Source organism: Paenibacillus sp. MAHUQ-63, assembly GCF_028765165.1.
Classification (GTDB): Bacteria; Bacillota; Bacilli; order Paenibacillales; family NBRC-103111; genus Paenibacillus_E.
In genome coordinates this window covers 1,261,602-1,276,124 of record NZ_JARADB010000002.1, presented here as the reverse complement: position 1 = coordinate 1,276,124, position 14,523 = coordinate 1,261,602, and the positions used below count along the sequence as shown (strand labels likewise).

Sequence of the window (14,523 nt, the reverse complement as noted above, 5' to 3'; positions counted from 1 at the left end):
TAGCACAAATCCAGAAAAACCCACAGATGTAAGGTTCATAAGCGAACTTCCATCTGCGGGCTTCCCGCCTTTTATCCTATTTCTTCCAGTTCATATAAGGAAGCTTCCCGGTTACGGATGATTCTCCGTAGCAGAGTCGCCATCTCCCGGGTGATATTTCCCTGTTCGAAGAATGACTGCACGGCATCGCGCTCTGCCTGAATCGCAATCCAGTGCAGCTCTCTCCGGCAATCGTTGAATGAGCGGTCCTTGCGCCGCGAGCCCAGCGTAAATCTGTTCAACCTGTCGAGCATCTGCTTGTAATAATCAAGCACGCCTTCCGTCGCTTCGTCGGTCTGGATCGCGCAGCGCTTCGAGAATTCATCGACGACAGCTTGGCCGCATTGCATCTTCAGCGAGCGGAGCGCGTTCATGTCCGCATCGCTGATGCCCAGTACGGTAGCCGGCTGGCTGACCGAGGTAAACACCATTCTCAACCGGCGCCAGACGTTCTTCACGATGACTTTGCCCAGATCCAGCTTATTGGATAAGATAAGCTCGATTTGTTCCAGCATGTTCAAATAGTAATTCGCTTGCTCACGGCTTACTTTGCCGCTGTCGACGGAATCATTCACATATTTGCGCTCGATGCTCAGCGCCATCAGCCGCATCCCGGCTTCCCGCTGCTGTGACAGCGAAAGCCGTTTCATCCGGCCGTCCTTCTGGCCTAGCTGCTGTATCATAAGCTTGTAATCGCCAATGACCGAGTTCAAGGCAAGCTCATTTTTGTCCGAGCCGGATTCCTTAAGTGTACGAATGGCAGCCTTCATGACCTGAATTTGCCACTCGCGTTCTTGACGCTCCCGCTCCGCATCGTCCGCCGTATTCTTCTTCTTGGCAAGGAGCGGCAATACCAAGCTGGCTGTAAGCAGCGAGAACAAGATGACCGAGGCCGCAAGGAAAATAATGAGATCTCTCTGCGGGAATGGTTCGCCGTTCTGCAGCAGCAGCGGGATGGAGAAGGCACCCGCAAGGGTCACCGCCCCGCGCACGCCGGAAATGGTCGTGAGCGTCATCGTCCGCAGACTCGGCACTTCGTTGCTCTGATTGCCGAACCAGCGGCCTCCTCTGGAGAATACATAAGTCCACAGGAACCGAAGCACGAGAAGCATCACATAGATCAGAACGGCATAGCCAATCACCTCGAAATTGTCGAAGGCCGGATCCTTGAGAATCTTCCGGGAAACTTCCGGAATCTGCAGCCCCAGCAGGATAAAGACAAGCCCGTTCAACACGAATAAAATGACGGACCAGGTTGGGTTGGACACGTTCTTAAGATTAGGCATTGTAAACGCCAGCCGTTCGTTCTCGATCGCATGCAGCAGCCCCCCGGCAACCGCAGCCAAGATGCCGGAAACACCCAATTCCTCCGCAACGAGATAGAGCAGGAACGGCGTCAAGATTTGCAGCAGCATATGCATCGTCTCATCTTCCAGACCCGCCCGGCGCAGCAGCTGCCGCAGACCGGTGATAAGGAAGGCGACGACGGCACCGACGATCAAACCGCCGATCGAGATCACCAGGAAGCTGAAGCTTGCCTTCGGCAATGAGAATACGCCGGTCACAGCCGCGGCGATGGCGAATTTGAAGGCAACCAGACCCGAGGCATCGTTCATCAAGGCCTCTCCCTCCAGCAGCCGCTTCAAGCTGCGCGGCAGGTGAATGCGGCCGGCCAAGGAGCTGACGGCAACGGCGTCCGTCGGAGACAGGATGGCGGCCAGACCGAATGCGGCGGCCAGCGGAATCGTCGGGATCATCCAATGAATGCTGTAGCCGACGACGCATACGGTTATGAACACAAGCCCTACCGCCAACAGCAGAATCGGCGCCCTTAAGCGCCATAATTCATCGCGCGGCGTGTGCTTCCCATCGTTATATAGCAGGGGGGCGATGAACAGAATGAAGAATAATTCCGGCTCCAGATGCAGATGAATGCCAAGCGGAACCAAGACCAGTCCGGCGCCTAGCGCGATCTGAATGAGTGGAACAGGGATGAAAGGAACGAAGCGGTGTACGACGTTCGAAACACCGAGCAAGATAAGCAGCATGAGTATAATAATGAATACTTCCAATCGGTTTCCCTCCATGTCAGACTGATTATCAACTTTATCTCATAATTTCCAAAAAACCGCAACCTTATCGATGCTTCCGCCATAAAAAACAAACGCATAAACGCCAATACAAGCGATTCCTCGCTGATACTGGCGTTATCGTCCGTTTTATTCGGTTGTCAGCTGGTCCAGATTAGACCGCAAGCAGGCTGCCAAGCTCTTTGCCCATTCGAACCCAACCGTGTGCCGCTCCGCCGAAAGCCTGTTCGCTCTGGAAGCCCGACTGCTCCAAATGCAGCACAACGGTACCGTTGCCGCTGTCATTCAGCGTCCACGTCACCGTCGTATTCTCTCCACCGCTGACCCAGGTATAGCTTAGGCGATGCGGTTCGTTCACCTCCAGCACTTCACAATCGATAATACCGTTCCACCAGCCCGTAGGTTCCGTACGAAATTGAAATTTATGTCCCACGACCGGTTTAAAGTCATTGTCCATGATCCACTTCGCCAGCATTGCAGGGTTCGTCAATGCATTCCACACCTTCTCCATCGAAGCTGTGTATTCAAATTGTTGCGTCACTACTTTCATCGTTCATTCCTCCTTTAATAATTGGTCCAAGCGCAGCATATTGGTTTTCCAGAATTTCTCGTAAAATGAAACCCAATCTTGAATTTCCTGAAGCGGCCCTGCATTCAATCGATACCTGGTTTCCCGGCCTACTTTCCGGTCGATGACTAGATGAGCTTCTTTGAGAATGGCCAAATGTTTGGAAACGGCTGTACGGCCCATCTCAAAATGAACCAGCAATTCGTGCAGCGGCAGTTCCTCGGCATTCGCCAGCAGTTGAAGAAGCTTGCGGCGGGTTGGATCGGCAACCGCATCATACACATCGTGCATCCCCTTATATTCGTTCACAACACCCTCTCCTCGTTAAACTCGGTCAAAATGACACCGTTTGGTGTCTGATACGATCATACGACACCATTCAGTGTCCTGTCAACTGCTGCCTTTACATCCACTGAAGTTATATTTTCCCTCTCTGCTGCTATCAATGTTCACGAATTTGAAATATTTTCAATTATAATTTTGCTGACATTGGGTGTAAAATAACTAAATACGGTTTATATCCAATTGTGTCGTCGTTGATGACATTTTCTTATGTGAAAAATGTTACAACCATTCGGGGAAACATGCCTTTTTCGTCCCACACACATTGAGACAGTACCCGATTTTTTTTCAACGCAAAGGAGGATTTTCTTTATGTCACAGACATCTGCTGTTCAAGAAGTAGCAGCAACGGCTGCTGCGGAACCAAAATCGCTAGACGTACTCGACCAATTGCTAAAACCTGAGGTGCAGCAGTCTCTCACCGTCCTCGTCGACAACCTGCCTAAGCTGGCAGAAATGGTGACTGTGCTGACTAAGGCTTACGATTTCGCACAAAGCGTTGCAACGGACAAAGTGCTGATCAACGATTTTGCACAAGGGATCGGCGAATTCGTAAAACCTGTTCAAGAGAAGGCGAAAGATATCGCATCCGCAGCTATCGAAGCCGGCGAACGCTCCCAGGCTGAAGCAGGCACAACGATCGGCCTCTTCGGTATTCTGAAAATGTTGAAAGATCCTGAAGTACAGAAAACACTTCGTTTTGCTCAAGCATTCTTGAACGTACTCTCCGAACGCAAAAATTAATACGAACAAGGGATGATATCGATGGCTAAACAAATACTAATTCTTGGCGGCGGCTATGGCGGTCTATTGACTGCATTGACAGCACGCCAGCACTTATCGGCAGCAGAAGCTAATATTACAATCATCAACCGTTTCCCGACACATCAAATTATTACGGAACTGCACCGTCTTGCCGGCGGTACGATCAAAGAACAAGCCGTTGCGCTTCCGCTGCAAAAGCTGCTTGGCGACAAGCAAGTGAATATTGTAGTCGATACGGTGAAAGAAATCAAACCTAACGATAAGCAAGTCGTTACAGCAAACGGCGCTTTTACATACGATGCGCTGGTTGTTGCGCTAGGCAGTGAAACGAACTATTTCGGCATTCCAGGACTTGAAGAGAACAGCTTCGTGCTGAAATCGGCGGCAGATGCCAACCGCATTCGCGAGCACGTTGAAGCTCGTCTTGACGCTTACAAAGCATCCGGCAACAAAGCGGACGCAACGATCGTCGTTGGCGGCGGCGGCTTGACAGGCGTTGAGCTTGTTGGCGAATTCGCCGACAAACTGCCTGAAGTTTGCCGCAGCAAAGGCATCGACTTCGCGGATATTTCCATCTACTGCGTAGAAGCCGGTCCTTCCATTCTGCCCGTCTTCCCTCCTGTTCTAATCGAACGCGCGGTAGAAAGCCTTGAGAAACGCGGTGTCACCTTCCTGACCGGCGTAGCGATTACAGAAGCAACTACAAACACGGTTTCCTTGAAAAACGGACAAACCATCGAGTCCAACACAATCATTTGGACTGGCGGCGTGAAAGGCAATCCGGTTGTCGGAAGCTGCGGAATCGCCGAAGATCGCGGCCGCGCTACCGTCACATCGACACTGCAATCCACTTCGCATCCGGATGTGTTCCTTGCAGGCGATTGCGCGGTTGTATTCCCGGAAGGCAGCGAAAGACCTTACCCTCCAACAGCTCAGCTGGCTTGGCAAATGGGCGAAACGGTTGGCTTCAACCTTTCCGTTCAAATCAAAGGCGGCGTAATGGATAAATTCACGCCTGTATTCTCCGGAACGCTTGGCAGTCTTGGACGCAAAGACGGTATCGGAACCATCGGCGGCAATAACACCAAATTGAAAGGCTTGCCGGCATCCCTTATGAAAGAAGCGAGCAACGTTCGCTATCTCTCTCACATTCACGGGCTGTTCGCGCTCGCTTACTAATCATACAAGAAGCCCCCGGCTATCACATAGCCGGGGGCTTCTTTGTCTATATACGACAGCCGCTCACAAGATCGACTGGAAGGCATGCCGGATGACATCTCCTCTAGAAATGATACCGACAAGAACACCATTGCGGATGACAGGCAGCTTTTTAATTCGCTTCTTGCCCAGAATAGCGGCTATTTGCTCGATTTCCTCTTCAGCGTTCACGGCAATGACTTTCTTCCGGGCGATTTGCAGCACATTCAAGGACAGCAAACTACGAACTCGTTCATCAAATTCCTCGTTATCTCCACGTATGACTGCCGTGTAAAAATAAGAGCCGAATACGTGATCCTCGTGCTTGCCGATGTAGCGCATAATATCGCCGTCACTCAAATAAGCGACGACTTCATTTCGTTCGTTCACCACCGGCAATCCGCTGATCCGGTAATTGATGAATTTCTCTATTACGCTGCGAACAGGATCGTCTTCTTTCACTTTATAAACCTGACGAACCATAATGTCATGGGCTTTAATGATGTTCCCCTCCAGTTGAATAGGCTTGATGATGTATCTAGATGTATAATACAACTATATATAATTGTATTATACAACTATATAAGAGCATGTCAATTCCATTTCAACAGATTGGCGCACATATTCAAAACGAATCGTTTATGATACGATTATACAATGAAATTTTATTATTTCGAATGAAGACGAGGTACGCTATGACCAACCATCCTGCCGAAACCATCGAGTTAGAATTATCGATATTAATGCGCCGCTTTCTAGCTGTCACCGCCAATGGGCGAATCGGGAGTCTGGACCGTTCCGCCTATCTGCTGCTCCACCAAATCTCCTCGCACGGCTCGGCCGGTGTCAAAGCCTTGGCGGAGGAATTCCATCTGGATATCTCCACCATATCCCGGCAAACGGCCGCCCTGGAACAGAAAGGCTTGGTTTACCGGATTCCCGATCCGCAGGATGGCCGGGCTTACTCCCTGCAGATTACGGAAACCGGAACCAAAGAATTAGCCTTGAACAAGCAGGCGAGATTCGAACGGGTTGCCGACTTTCTGAAGAATTGGTCCTTAGAGGACCAACAGCAGTTCGGCGCGCTGCTGCATAAGTTTAATCGAACGTTTGTCGAGTAAGCAAAGGCTGTCCATTCTACGATGGACAGCCTTTCATTTTCCTCTCTTTTACTCCAGCACAGCCAGCTTCGTCTCCCGAATTATCCCTTTGTACCCCGAAGGAATGCGCGGTCGCACCGTCACGTTATTCGGATAAGTCAATGTCAATTCCATCGTCTGCTCGGATTCATTCACTTGCCACGTCACATCGATTCTTCCGCCCGCCGGATGAGGCACGCTGCCCTTCGCCCAAGTCAGGCCGCAAGGGACGGGTGCAATCTCTACTTCCGTCCACCCAGGCGTGAGCCCCCGTACCCCCAGCACTTCCTTGCCCAAGAAGTAAGCGGGAGCAGCCGACCAGGCATGACAGTGGCTGCGTGTCAGCATATCAGGGTTGGCGCGGTTCTCCAGGAAGTTGGGATACTGCTCCCAACAAGTCGTCGCCCCATGCCGAATCATCGTGCCGTAATTATGGCGGATATCCGCAAGCATAAGGCCGACTTCGCCGATTTGCGCAAGCGCTTCGTAATAGAAGAATGACATGAATGGCGAGCCGATTTGCACAAAATGCTGCGGCGGATCGACCAAATAGCCGTTAATGACCGCTTGCCGTTCCTGCTGGGCAACACCGGTCAATGCAGCCACGACCTGCGTCTGCATGCTTAGTACCCCGGATCGTCTTCCATCCGCATGAATGCAATCGATATAAGCTCGCTTATCATCGTCCCAGAGATGTTCGTTGATGGCCCGATGAAGCCGTTCCGCCGCGGAAGCCAAGGTAGCTGCCCCCTCGCGATCGCCAGCAAGCTCACCCATACCTGCCGCGACTTTGAGAGTGTGCACGAGAAACATGTTCTGGTGAGTCACAACGCCGTCGTTGGGCTGATCGATCGGCGACCAGTCCAGCAAATTCCAGCCTTTGATATGAAACAGCCCGCGATCATCCATCTTCGCGATATAATGCTCCAGCGTGAACTTAATATGGGCATACATCTCGGCGGCAAAAGCCTGATCTCCAGTCCGCTCGTAATATTCAGCGCAAGCGATCGCCCAGAAGAACGTCCAATTCGGAATCACACTGCTCCATCCGCTCGGCACCTGATCCGCGAAGAGCGGCGTTTGGTGCTTGGAGCCGGGAACAAGTCGCAAGCAGCGTTTCACAATATCCTGAACCCCGTACACATAATTGCTCACCAGCGCCTCGTTGCGGCTGTCACCTACCCAGAAAACTTGCTCATAGGCGGGACAATCGACGAACGTATCTTCCATACACAGCTTCGTCGTATGCCGGGATATGTCCCATATATCGTTCAGGAGTGCATCCGAGCATGAGAACTGACCGACCTCCGCGACCGGATAATTGCTCTGAATCAGATTGACGTTATGAAGCTTAACCGGGTTAGCGGCGCCGCGCACCGTTAATGCGACATAGCGGAATCCTTTGCGGATGGGCGATTCATACCGCTGGCGGCCATCCCGGCAGACGTACCGAAGCGTATGGTCAAGACCGAACATGTCCTGGCGGTAGTCCCCAGCCATATATTCGAAGCCGTACCAATCGAGCACGGTCCCTTCATCCGCATCAACTTCAAATGTCAAATACCCGGAGTACTCTTTGCCCAAATCGAACAGCACTTCCGTGTCGTAGCCCTCAAACACCGGAATCCGAGTTGCTTCTGCGTGAGGGATGGCCGCATGCTGGAGCTGTTCGGGCACCGCGTAACGAATCTCTTCCTTCCTCCATACGCTTAGCGCGAAGACGTCAACTTCAGATACGTACTGAACCTCGACGGGCTTCATCCAGTGATGAAACAATGCCAGGTCATCCGTTGACTTCAGACGCTCTTGACAGGCCAAATAGTCGGCATGCCGGTTGTCCAGCGGGCGCACGGCTTGATGGTCGAGCTGCACAACCGCATCGAACGGACCGATTCGCAGCCATCCGGATTCCGCCTGAACGCTGCAGCCTGCAGGCGACTGGAAAGAAAGGATCTGATCCGCCTCGCCATCTACACCGATCTGCAGCTTCCCGGTATGGATGTTCGAGGAGACATCGATTACGAGCAGATTATGTCCCTCTTGCAGCTGAACATCGGCATACCGTTCAGGTGCGCTGCCGTACATCTGGCTGCTATCCAGCTTGGTCCCATTTAACATGAGCCCATTCAAGCATTCATGGACTTGTAGAAAGCCGATCGTAGCCCGTCCCGCCCGGCTCGCATGCAGCGAAGTCACGGCAAATCCAAGAAAGCGGATCTGGTTGGCGTGTTCTTCGCTTCCATCCATCCATCCGTTGCGGACATCGATCGCTGTCGTGACCTGGAACGACTTCACCTTGGCGAGCGATTCCACACGCACGGGTGTGATGATCTCTTCCGTCAGTAACGGAATATCACGAGGCTTCAGCGTCGTCCATGGCTCCATGCCTGCGGGGCCAAGCTCCCGGGACGCCGTCCAATCATGCGGGTTCCCACCGCCCGTTATCCATGCGGAATCCCAAGCCGCGGCATCGACATATTCGGCGAACCCGTGTTGGCATGAAGCCCTTGGCGCCCGGGGGTGATGTCCCTTATGCAGCGCAGTGAGCCACGAAGCATCTGTCGCAGCAAGGACAGCTCCTTGGGAATCGTTCAATTCGAGGAGCAATCCGCCGCGGCCGCGTAAATAATAAAAGGTGGATACTCCATAATGCATCACCAATACGGCAACCGTATTGGCTTTGCCGGGCCGCAGCAAATGACCGATTTCATATGTATCGTAAGCTTGTTCGTTAGGCCATGATCTGACCGGTCCTCTTCCAACTCGTGTTCCATTGACATACAGCACATAGCGCGAGTCAGCCGTGATGCTTAGCGTAGTCCATTCATTATTAGCTTGTGCCGGCGAGAGATCAAACGTTTTGCGGAAGCATCTCCACTCGTTGCGCGGACTTGGCTCCCCTTCTCCCCATATCCATTTGGCCTGCCACTCTGTTCTTGTCATCGATTCGATTCCTCCTGATCTTGCTGATCTCCTCTCATCTTATCGAAAAGCGACCATCCAGATTATGGGTTGATTACGACATTATATCGGTATATGATGACATTATTCAGCAAGGAAACACAATCGGATATCATACTCAAAGGAGTTCTTATGCCAAGACCCCAACTGCTTGTCGAGAAAGGCGAACAATTTTTCAGAGACGGCTTCTCCATCTTCGTCAATAAAGTTCATGAACGGTTTGAACTGCCTGAGCATGTGCATGATTTTTATGAAATTTGCTATGTTTGGGAAGGCAGCGGGTTTCATTACATCGGCGACCGGACGCTTCGCGTGGCCAAAGGCGATCTGTTTTTCCTGCCGATCGGCATCTCGCACATATTCCGGCCGGCCTCCGCCGATCCCCATAAGCCGCTCGTCATCTGCAATTGTATTTTTGACGAAGAGCTTTACCATTTTCTAACTGCCGTTCTGCCCGAACGGTTTCACATGTACCGCTTCCGGGAGTTAACGGCGAATTCGGGACATTGGGTGCACATACGGGAGCGCTCAAGCGAATTCGCGCAGCTGTTCGAATCACTCTACCGGGAGTTTCAGCAGCAAAGGACCGGCTTCGAAACGATGATGTGCGGGCTGCTGCTGCAGTTGTTCATCTGCATAGAGCGATCTCTGGAAGCAGCAGCGGACATCGAATCCTGCAAGGGCTACAATCGGATGGACACCGTTCTGAAGAGTATACGCGGCCGGCTGCATGACAAAATAACGCTAACGAGCTTAGCCGCCGAAGCCGGCATCGGAGCCAGGCAGCTGCAGCGATTGATACATGCAAGCACAGGCGGCACGTTCTCGGACTTGCTGGTCCACGAGCGGATGAACCGCAGCTGCCAACTGCTGGCCGATCCGGCTCACCGCGGCTTGTCGATCGCCGAGATTGCCGCAGCTGTCGGGATGTCCGATCTCAAAAGATTTTATCGGATGTTCAAGGATAAGACAGGCATGACCCCTGCCGGCTATCGCCTTTCAAATCAATAAGGAGCATCCTAACGATGCTCCTCCGTTATTCCAGATCAGCTGCAGAAGCCTCTATGCAATTAGATGAAAATTGTAACGGACTGTCAGGATCTTATTCCTCCCTTCTTTGCGATTGATTCATCGTTGAATTCCAGTTAATAACGGATAACGGGAATCCAGTCCGTTAGAGCAGCAAGGGGCGCATTCGGGGCTGCATAACGGCTCCCTTGAGGCTGTCAATTAACTGTCGACAGTTTTAATGGGAACGGACACATGCAGAGAATGTATGTGATTTTTCGAATACATGTACAGAATTAGGGCTCAAATCACGTTTTGTATATGAAATTTCGAATACAATCGACTGATTCTTGGTGTGTGCCGCTGATTATGTAGAATTTTCGCATACATTTGGTGGTCTCCCGCAGATTTACAGCCTCCCCTTGTCCGTTAGAGCACGCGCGCTCCCTGAAAATCAAAAAAACAGCCTTGACCCCTTCGGCCAAGACTGTCCTGTCCTACCCTCTACTTACCTCGATCCCAAGCTTCAATGAGCAGCTCGTTATTGATGCCGACGCCGGCCAGAGCCCCCATCGATGCGGCGGCAATAGCTTGATACATTTCGGTAGCGATATCCCCGGCGCTGAATATGCCCGGTACGCTCGTTTTACCGAATGCATCCGCGACGACCATGCCGGTCTCCGTCACTTGACAGCCCATGCTCTTAGGCAAATCGGAACCAGGAACAAGCTTCGGAGCAAAGAATATTCCCGTACAAGGAAGACTCATTCCATCTTCTAGTAGGATATGATCCACCATTCCCTCCCTCGAAGCTATCTTTCGAATCGGAGATTCGAACACGGATACATGATGGGCTCTTAGCTCTTCACGCTGTTCATCCGTCAATTCGGCCGGGCCGTCTGTACATATCACGTACTCCGAGGTCCACCCCGCCAGCATTTTGGCGGCATGGAGCACACGCGGTCCTTTGGCAATCAGTACGAGCGGCTGATCTCTCAGCTCCCAGCCATCGCAATAAGGGCATACAAAAGCGCTTCGGCCATATACCTCCTGCAAACCGTTGATTTCCAGCGGAAGATCCTTCATGCCGACTGCAAACAGCAGCTTTTTGCAATGAAAGACGCTGCCAGCGGAAGTTGTAATTTGAAAATGTCCATCCTCGCCGGCAACCGCAACCGCCTTCTCCTCCGCGAATTGTACGGAAGGGTAAGCCTGAATCTGCTCTCTGGCGATTCGCCGAAACTCCGCCGGAGCTATGCCATCCCGTGTCAGAAAGCCGTGCGTCTCACGTGTCACCCGGTTGCGAGGCACCCCTTCGTCAATCACGATGACACTCTTTCTTGCTCTGCCCAGTACAAGCGCCGCATTGAGCCCTGCAGGTCCGCCGCCAATAATGCCTACATCCATCTGTTGTCCCACTATAATCACCCTCCCGGATCTTCGATATCCATAATATAAGTACAAGAAGTGCAGCACCTCTTGTTAACAGCCTTCTGCCCTTTATCCAAAAGATGACGCATCCAGCACGCCTTGAATCGTATGCTCCCGCAAATATTGGTACATTTGCTGCTCCGCGCCGATCATGATTTTCTTCACCAAGCACTCTTTGCTGAACGGATCATTCGTGTTTGCCCCATGGTGCTCATTCTCGACCGCCGCCTCCGATTCATAGAACAACTGATGCTGCTGCTCATTCATCTGAAAGCATTCGAACATGTGCTGCCGGCCTTCAACGACTTGAATCACATCAAGAAAGGTAATCTGCTCCGCCGGCCTCGCCAGCTCATAGCCGCCGCTCGCTCCGGTCATCGCTCGTACGATACCGTCCTGACGCAGTTTAGACATGATCTTGGATAAATACGTATCGGAAACGCCGAGCAGCGACGAAAGCTCCTTAATCCCTACATGATGACCGCGCTCTGAGCGGGCTAAGTGGATTAGGGCATGCAAGGCGTATCCTGTGCTCTTGGAAAATTGCATGTCTTCACCTCGATGTAAACTTCCTTATGGACATTATATATCCATAATATCTCCTAAGCTCATGAAATGCAAGCACCAATAGACCGGAAGCCAAGCAAGCTTCGCCTCCGGCCGGACCTGCATGCGGCGAGCTTAACCCCCGGCCGTGTTCGCAGCATCTACCGTGTGCTTCAGCAGCATCGCGATGGTCACTGGCCCTACCCCGGCAGGGACCGGCGTAATCGCCGAAGCGACCGGCAGGCATTGCTCATAGTCCACGTCGCCCACATTCCCCTCATTATAGCCGGCATCCAGCACAATGGCGCCTTGTTTGAGCCAATCGCCTTGCACAAAGTTCGGCTTGCCTACCGCCGCGACGACAATATCGCCCAAGCGGACGATGCTCGCCAAATCGGATGTTCGCGAATGGCAGGTCGTTACGGTCGCATTGCGATTCAATAGCATAGCCGAGACAGGCTTCCCGAGAATGGGACTGCGCCCAATCACCACGGCATGTCTCCCTTCGATGTCGATACGGTAATAGTCCAGGATCTCAACAATAGCCGCCGGCGTACATGACGGGAACCTGGCGACGCCGAACGCATTTTGCGCATATCCTAATGTTGTTACGCCGTCTACGTCTTTGTCGATTCGAATCGCGTCGAATGCCGCACGCTCATCGATATGTGCTGGAACAGGATGCTGAAGCAATATGCCGTGTACACTCGGATCCTCATTGAGCTTGTTGATATGGGCGATTAATTCGTCCGTCGAGGTGCTCTCCGGCAAGTCCACCCGGATGGAGCGCATGCCCAGCTTCCTGCAAGCATGACCTTTCATCTTCACATACGTAGCCGAAGACGGGTCGTTCCCTACGAGTACCGTGGCCAAACAAGGCACGATCCCACGCTGCGACAGACTATTAATACGTACTGCCAGCTCCTCTTTAATGCTCTCTGCAACTTTGCTTCCGTCTAGTATCACCGTATTCATCTCATCAGCCCTTTCTAAACATAAAGAGGCAGGGATTTAGAATCCCTACCTCTGCCCAGGCGTACGGCCGTATAGATATGCGCTCCCTCGTGGTACTCCACGTTTACGCCAGTTGCGCATACGAAGTCATTTCCATCATTATAGGCGGAACTGCACGATCTAACAAGTCCTGACTCGATCAAGGAGTTACTTCTTCTCTGTTCCTTGCAGGCCAACGTGCATAACGGTACGATTGCCTCCCCAATTGGAAATGAAATCGACCTGGTAGCGGCATGAGCGGCTCTCATAGTTGCTGTGCGTCAATTTATCCTGCGCCGTTCCATTGCCGGGACTGTGGATGTTATCCAGAAAGTCGACCTTGCCCGCATACTGATCGTACGCATAACCGAAATCCCGCCATTCGTCGTGTGCAGTTTGTAAATCCCCTGCCGTATAGGAACCGCTGAGTTCCAAATATCCGGTTAATCCAGCATTCGCCTTCGTGCTGTTCCAAATCGCTCTTGTCAAGGCGCTGCTGCTCGTAATCGCATAGGCATTCTCCGCAGCGAGAATCGCGCCGTCGACCTTCGCTTTCTTCTTCGCCGCTTCCTTCTCCTCGGTAAGCTTCGTCATGTGGGCGCTGGCCAGCAGTGCAAGGGTGGTTTGCATTTTCTCCTTGGCCGCTTTTATTTTCTGATTCAGTTCCATCGACTTCTCTTTGGCAAGATCCGCGTTGTTCTCTTTCTCCCACTTCGCCGCATGCCGCTCCTTGTCGGCTTCTACCAAATCGAAAGCAAGCGATTTATCCAACGCGATAATGCGATCCAGGTTGAACGTGCCTTCAGTCTGAATTGCGGCTATGTCGGAGGCTAGCTGATCGTTCGTTTGCATATAGGTGCCTTCATCATATCGCTTGTAAGGAGCCGCTTTCTTCGCCGTTGCAAATTGGAAAATACTGCGTATATTCCCCTTGCTTGTATCGCTGGCAAAGCCGTGTTCATCGAACTTGGCTCCTGTGCAGCTTGCCTTCAACGTCTTCCATTCCGAATGGCTTAATGCCGTCGGAATATGTTCGAACTGGTCCGTAGTCGTACACCACGCATAAAATTCCTTCACATCCGAAGTGTCCAACTCACCCCAATGATCAGCAAGTGTCTGACTGATTTTGGATTGCTGAGGCTTCTTGGATGGCCAAGCCAGCATTTGAATCACAGAGGAGCCCGCAACCAACTGCTGAACGGCCCGATTGCCAATCGTACGCTGCAGTTGCATGACGGAGCTGTACACAGGGTTCGGCGCTTTCATTTGAACATGGGCACTGCCCGCATGGACTTGACGTTTAGAAGCATGGCTTGTATAACGTGAATGCACTTGAATTCCCTCCAAATTCAGTTCCTGATAATTCGTAGCTGCTTCGCTTTCGCAGCCGCTGCGGCTGCCCAAAATTCGATAGGCGCAATTCTTTTTATCGTATCATATCTTC

General features: G+C 52.0%; 13 protein-coding genes and 1 riboswitch. Of the genes, 4 read left to right on the top strand and 9 right to left on the bottom strand.

Annotated features, from left to right (window positions below; all coding sequences use genetic code 11):
- Positions 1–71 precede the first annotated feature (71 nt).
- From PUT07_RS14070 to PUT07_RS14060, 3 genes are all read right to left on the bottom strand, one after another.
- Entirely contained in the window at positions 72–2,111 is a 2,040-nt protein-coding gene (locus tag PUT07_RS14070) for a Na+/H+ antiporter (RefSeq protein ID WP_274468741.1), read from the bottom strand.
- Between the two features lie 172 nt (positions 2,112–2,283).
- Positions 2,284–2,679 (bottom strand): SRPBCC family protein, encoded by a 396-nt coding sequence (locus PUT07_RS14065; protein WP_274468739.1) that lies wholly within the window; start codon positions 2,677–2,679, stop codon positions 2,284–2,286.
- 3 nt (positions 2,680–2,682) lie between these two features.
- Positions 2,683–2,988 (bottom strand): ArsR/SmtB family transcription factor, encoded by a 306-nt coding sequence (locus PUT07_RS14060; protein ID WP_274469323.1) that lies wholly within the window; start codon positions 2,986–2,988, stop codon positions 2,683–2,685.
- Positions 2,989–3,351: 363 nt separating this feature from the next.
- On the opposite strand from PUT07_RS14060, the gene PUT07_RS14055 reads away from it, so the two are divergent.
- Together PUT07_RS14055 and PUT07_RS14050 are read left to right on the top strand one after the other, a co-directional pair.
- Positions 3,352–3,783, top strand: a complete 432-nt coding sequence (locus PUT07_RS14055; RefSeq protein WP_274468738.1) for a DUF1641 domain-containing protein — start codon at positions 3,352–3,354, stop codon at positions 3,781–3,783.
- A 21-nt stretch (positions 3,784–3,804) separates the two neighbouring features.
- Entirely contained in the window at positions 3,805–4,983 is a 1,179-nt protein-coding gene (locus tag PUT07_RS14050) for an NAD(P)/FAD-dependent oxidoreductase (protein ID WP_274468736.1), read from the top strand.
- Positions 4,984–5,046: 63 nt separating this feature from the next.
- Here PUT07_RS14050 and PUT07_RS14045 read toward each other — a convergent pair whose 3' ends face one another.
- Complete coding sequence (locus PUT07_RS14045) at positions 5,047–5,502, bottom strand: CBS domain-containing protein (RefSeq protein WP_379239794.1); 456 nt, start codon at positions 5,500–5,502, stop codon at positions 5,047–5,049.
- A 194-nt stretch (positions 5,503–5,696) separates the two neighbouring features.
- Between PUT07_RS14045 and PUT07_RS14040 the strand changes: the two genes are divergently transcribed.
- On the top strand, positions 5,697–6,122 hold the full coding sequence (locus PUT07_RS14040; RefSeq protein WP_274468733.1) for a MarR family winged helix-turn-helix transcriptional regulator: 426 nt from the start codon (positions 5,697–5,699) through the stop codon (positions 6,120–6,122).
- A gap of 48 nt (positions 6,123–6,170) precedes the next feature.
- On the opposite strand, the gene PUT07_RS14035 is transcribed toward PUT07_RS14040, so the two are convergent.
- Positions 6,171–9,083 carry a family 78 glycoside hydrolase catalytic domain gene (locus PUT07_RS14035; protein WP_274468731.1) on the bottom strand — a complete coding sequence of 971 codons (2,913 nt, stop codon included), beginning with the start codon at positions 9,081–9,083 and terminating at the stop codon, positions 6,171–6,173.
- 150 nt (positions 9,084–9,233) lie between these two features.
- Between PUT07_RS14035 and PUT07_RS14030 the strand changes: the two genes are divergently transcribed.
- Positions 9,234–10,112 carry a helix-turn-helix domain-containing protein gene (locus PUT07_RS14030; RefSeq protein ID WP_274468729.1) on the top strand — a complete coding sequence of 293 codons (879 nt, stop codon included), beginning with the start codon at positions 9,234–9,236 and terminating at the stop codon, positions 10,110–10,112.
- Between the two features lie 501 nt (positions 10,113–10,613).
- Here PUT07_RS14030 and PUT07_RS14025 read toward each other — a convergent pair.
- The 4 genes from PUT07_RS14025 to PUT07_RS14010 form a co-directional block, all read right to left on the bottom strand.
- Entirely contained in the window at positions 10,614–11,516 is a 903-nt protein-coding gene (locus PUT07_RS14025) for an NAD(P)/FAD-dependent oxidoreductase (protein WP_379239792.1), read from the bottom strand.
- A 93-nt stretch (positions 11,517–11,609) separates the two neighbouring features.
- Entirely contained in the window at positions 11,610–12,089 is a 480-nt protein-coding gene (locus PUT07_RS14020; RefSeq protein WP_274468727.1) for an RrF2 family transcriptional regulator, read from the bottom strand.
- Between the two features lie 132 nt (positions 12,090–12,221).
- Entirely contained in the window at positions 12,222–13,061 is an 840-nt protein-coding gene (locus tag PUT07_RS14015) for a bifunctional 5,10-methylenetetrahydrofolate dehydrogenase/5,10-methenyltetrahydrofolate cyclohydrolase (protein WP_274468726.1), read from the bottom strand.
- Between the two features lie 46 nt (positions 13,062–13,107).
- Positions 13,108–13,187: riboswitch (ZMP/ZTP riboswitch) on the bottom strand.
- A gap of 60 nt (positions 13,188–13,247) precedes the next feature.
- Positions 13,248–14,411 carry a hypothetical protein gene (locus PUT07_RS14010; RefSeq protein WP_274468725.1) on the bottom strand — a complete coding sequence of 388 codons (1,164 nt, stop codon included), beginning with the start codon at positions 14,409–14,411 and terminating at the stop codon, positions 13,248–13,250.
- Positions 14,412–14,523: the final 112 nt, after the last annotated feature.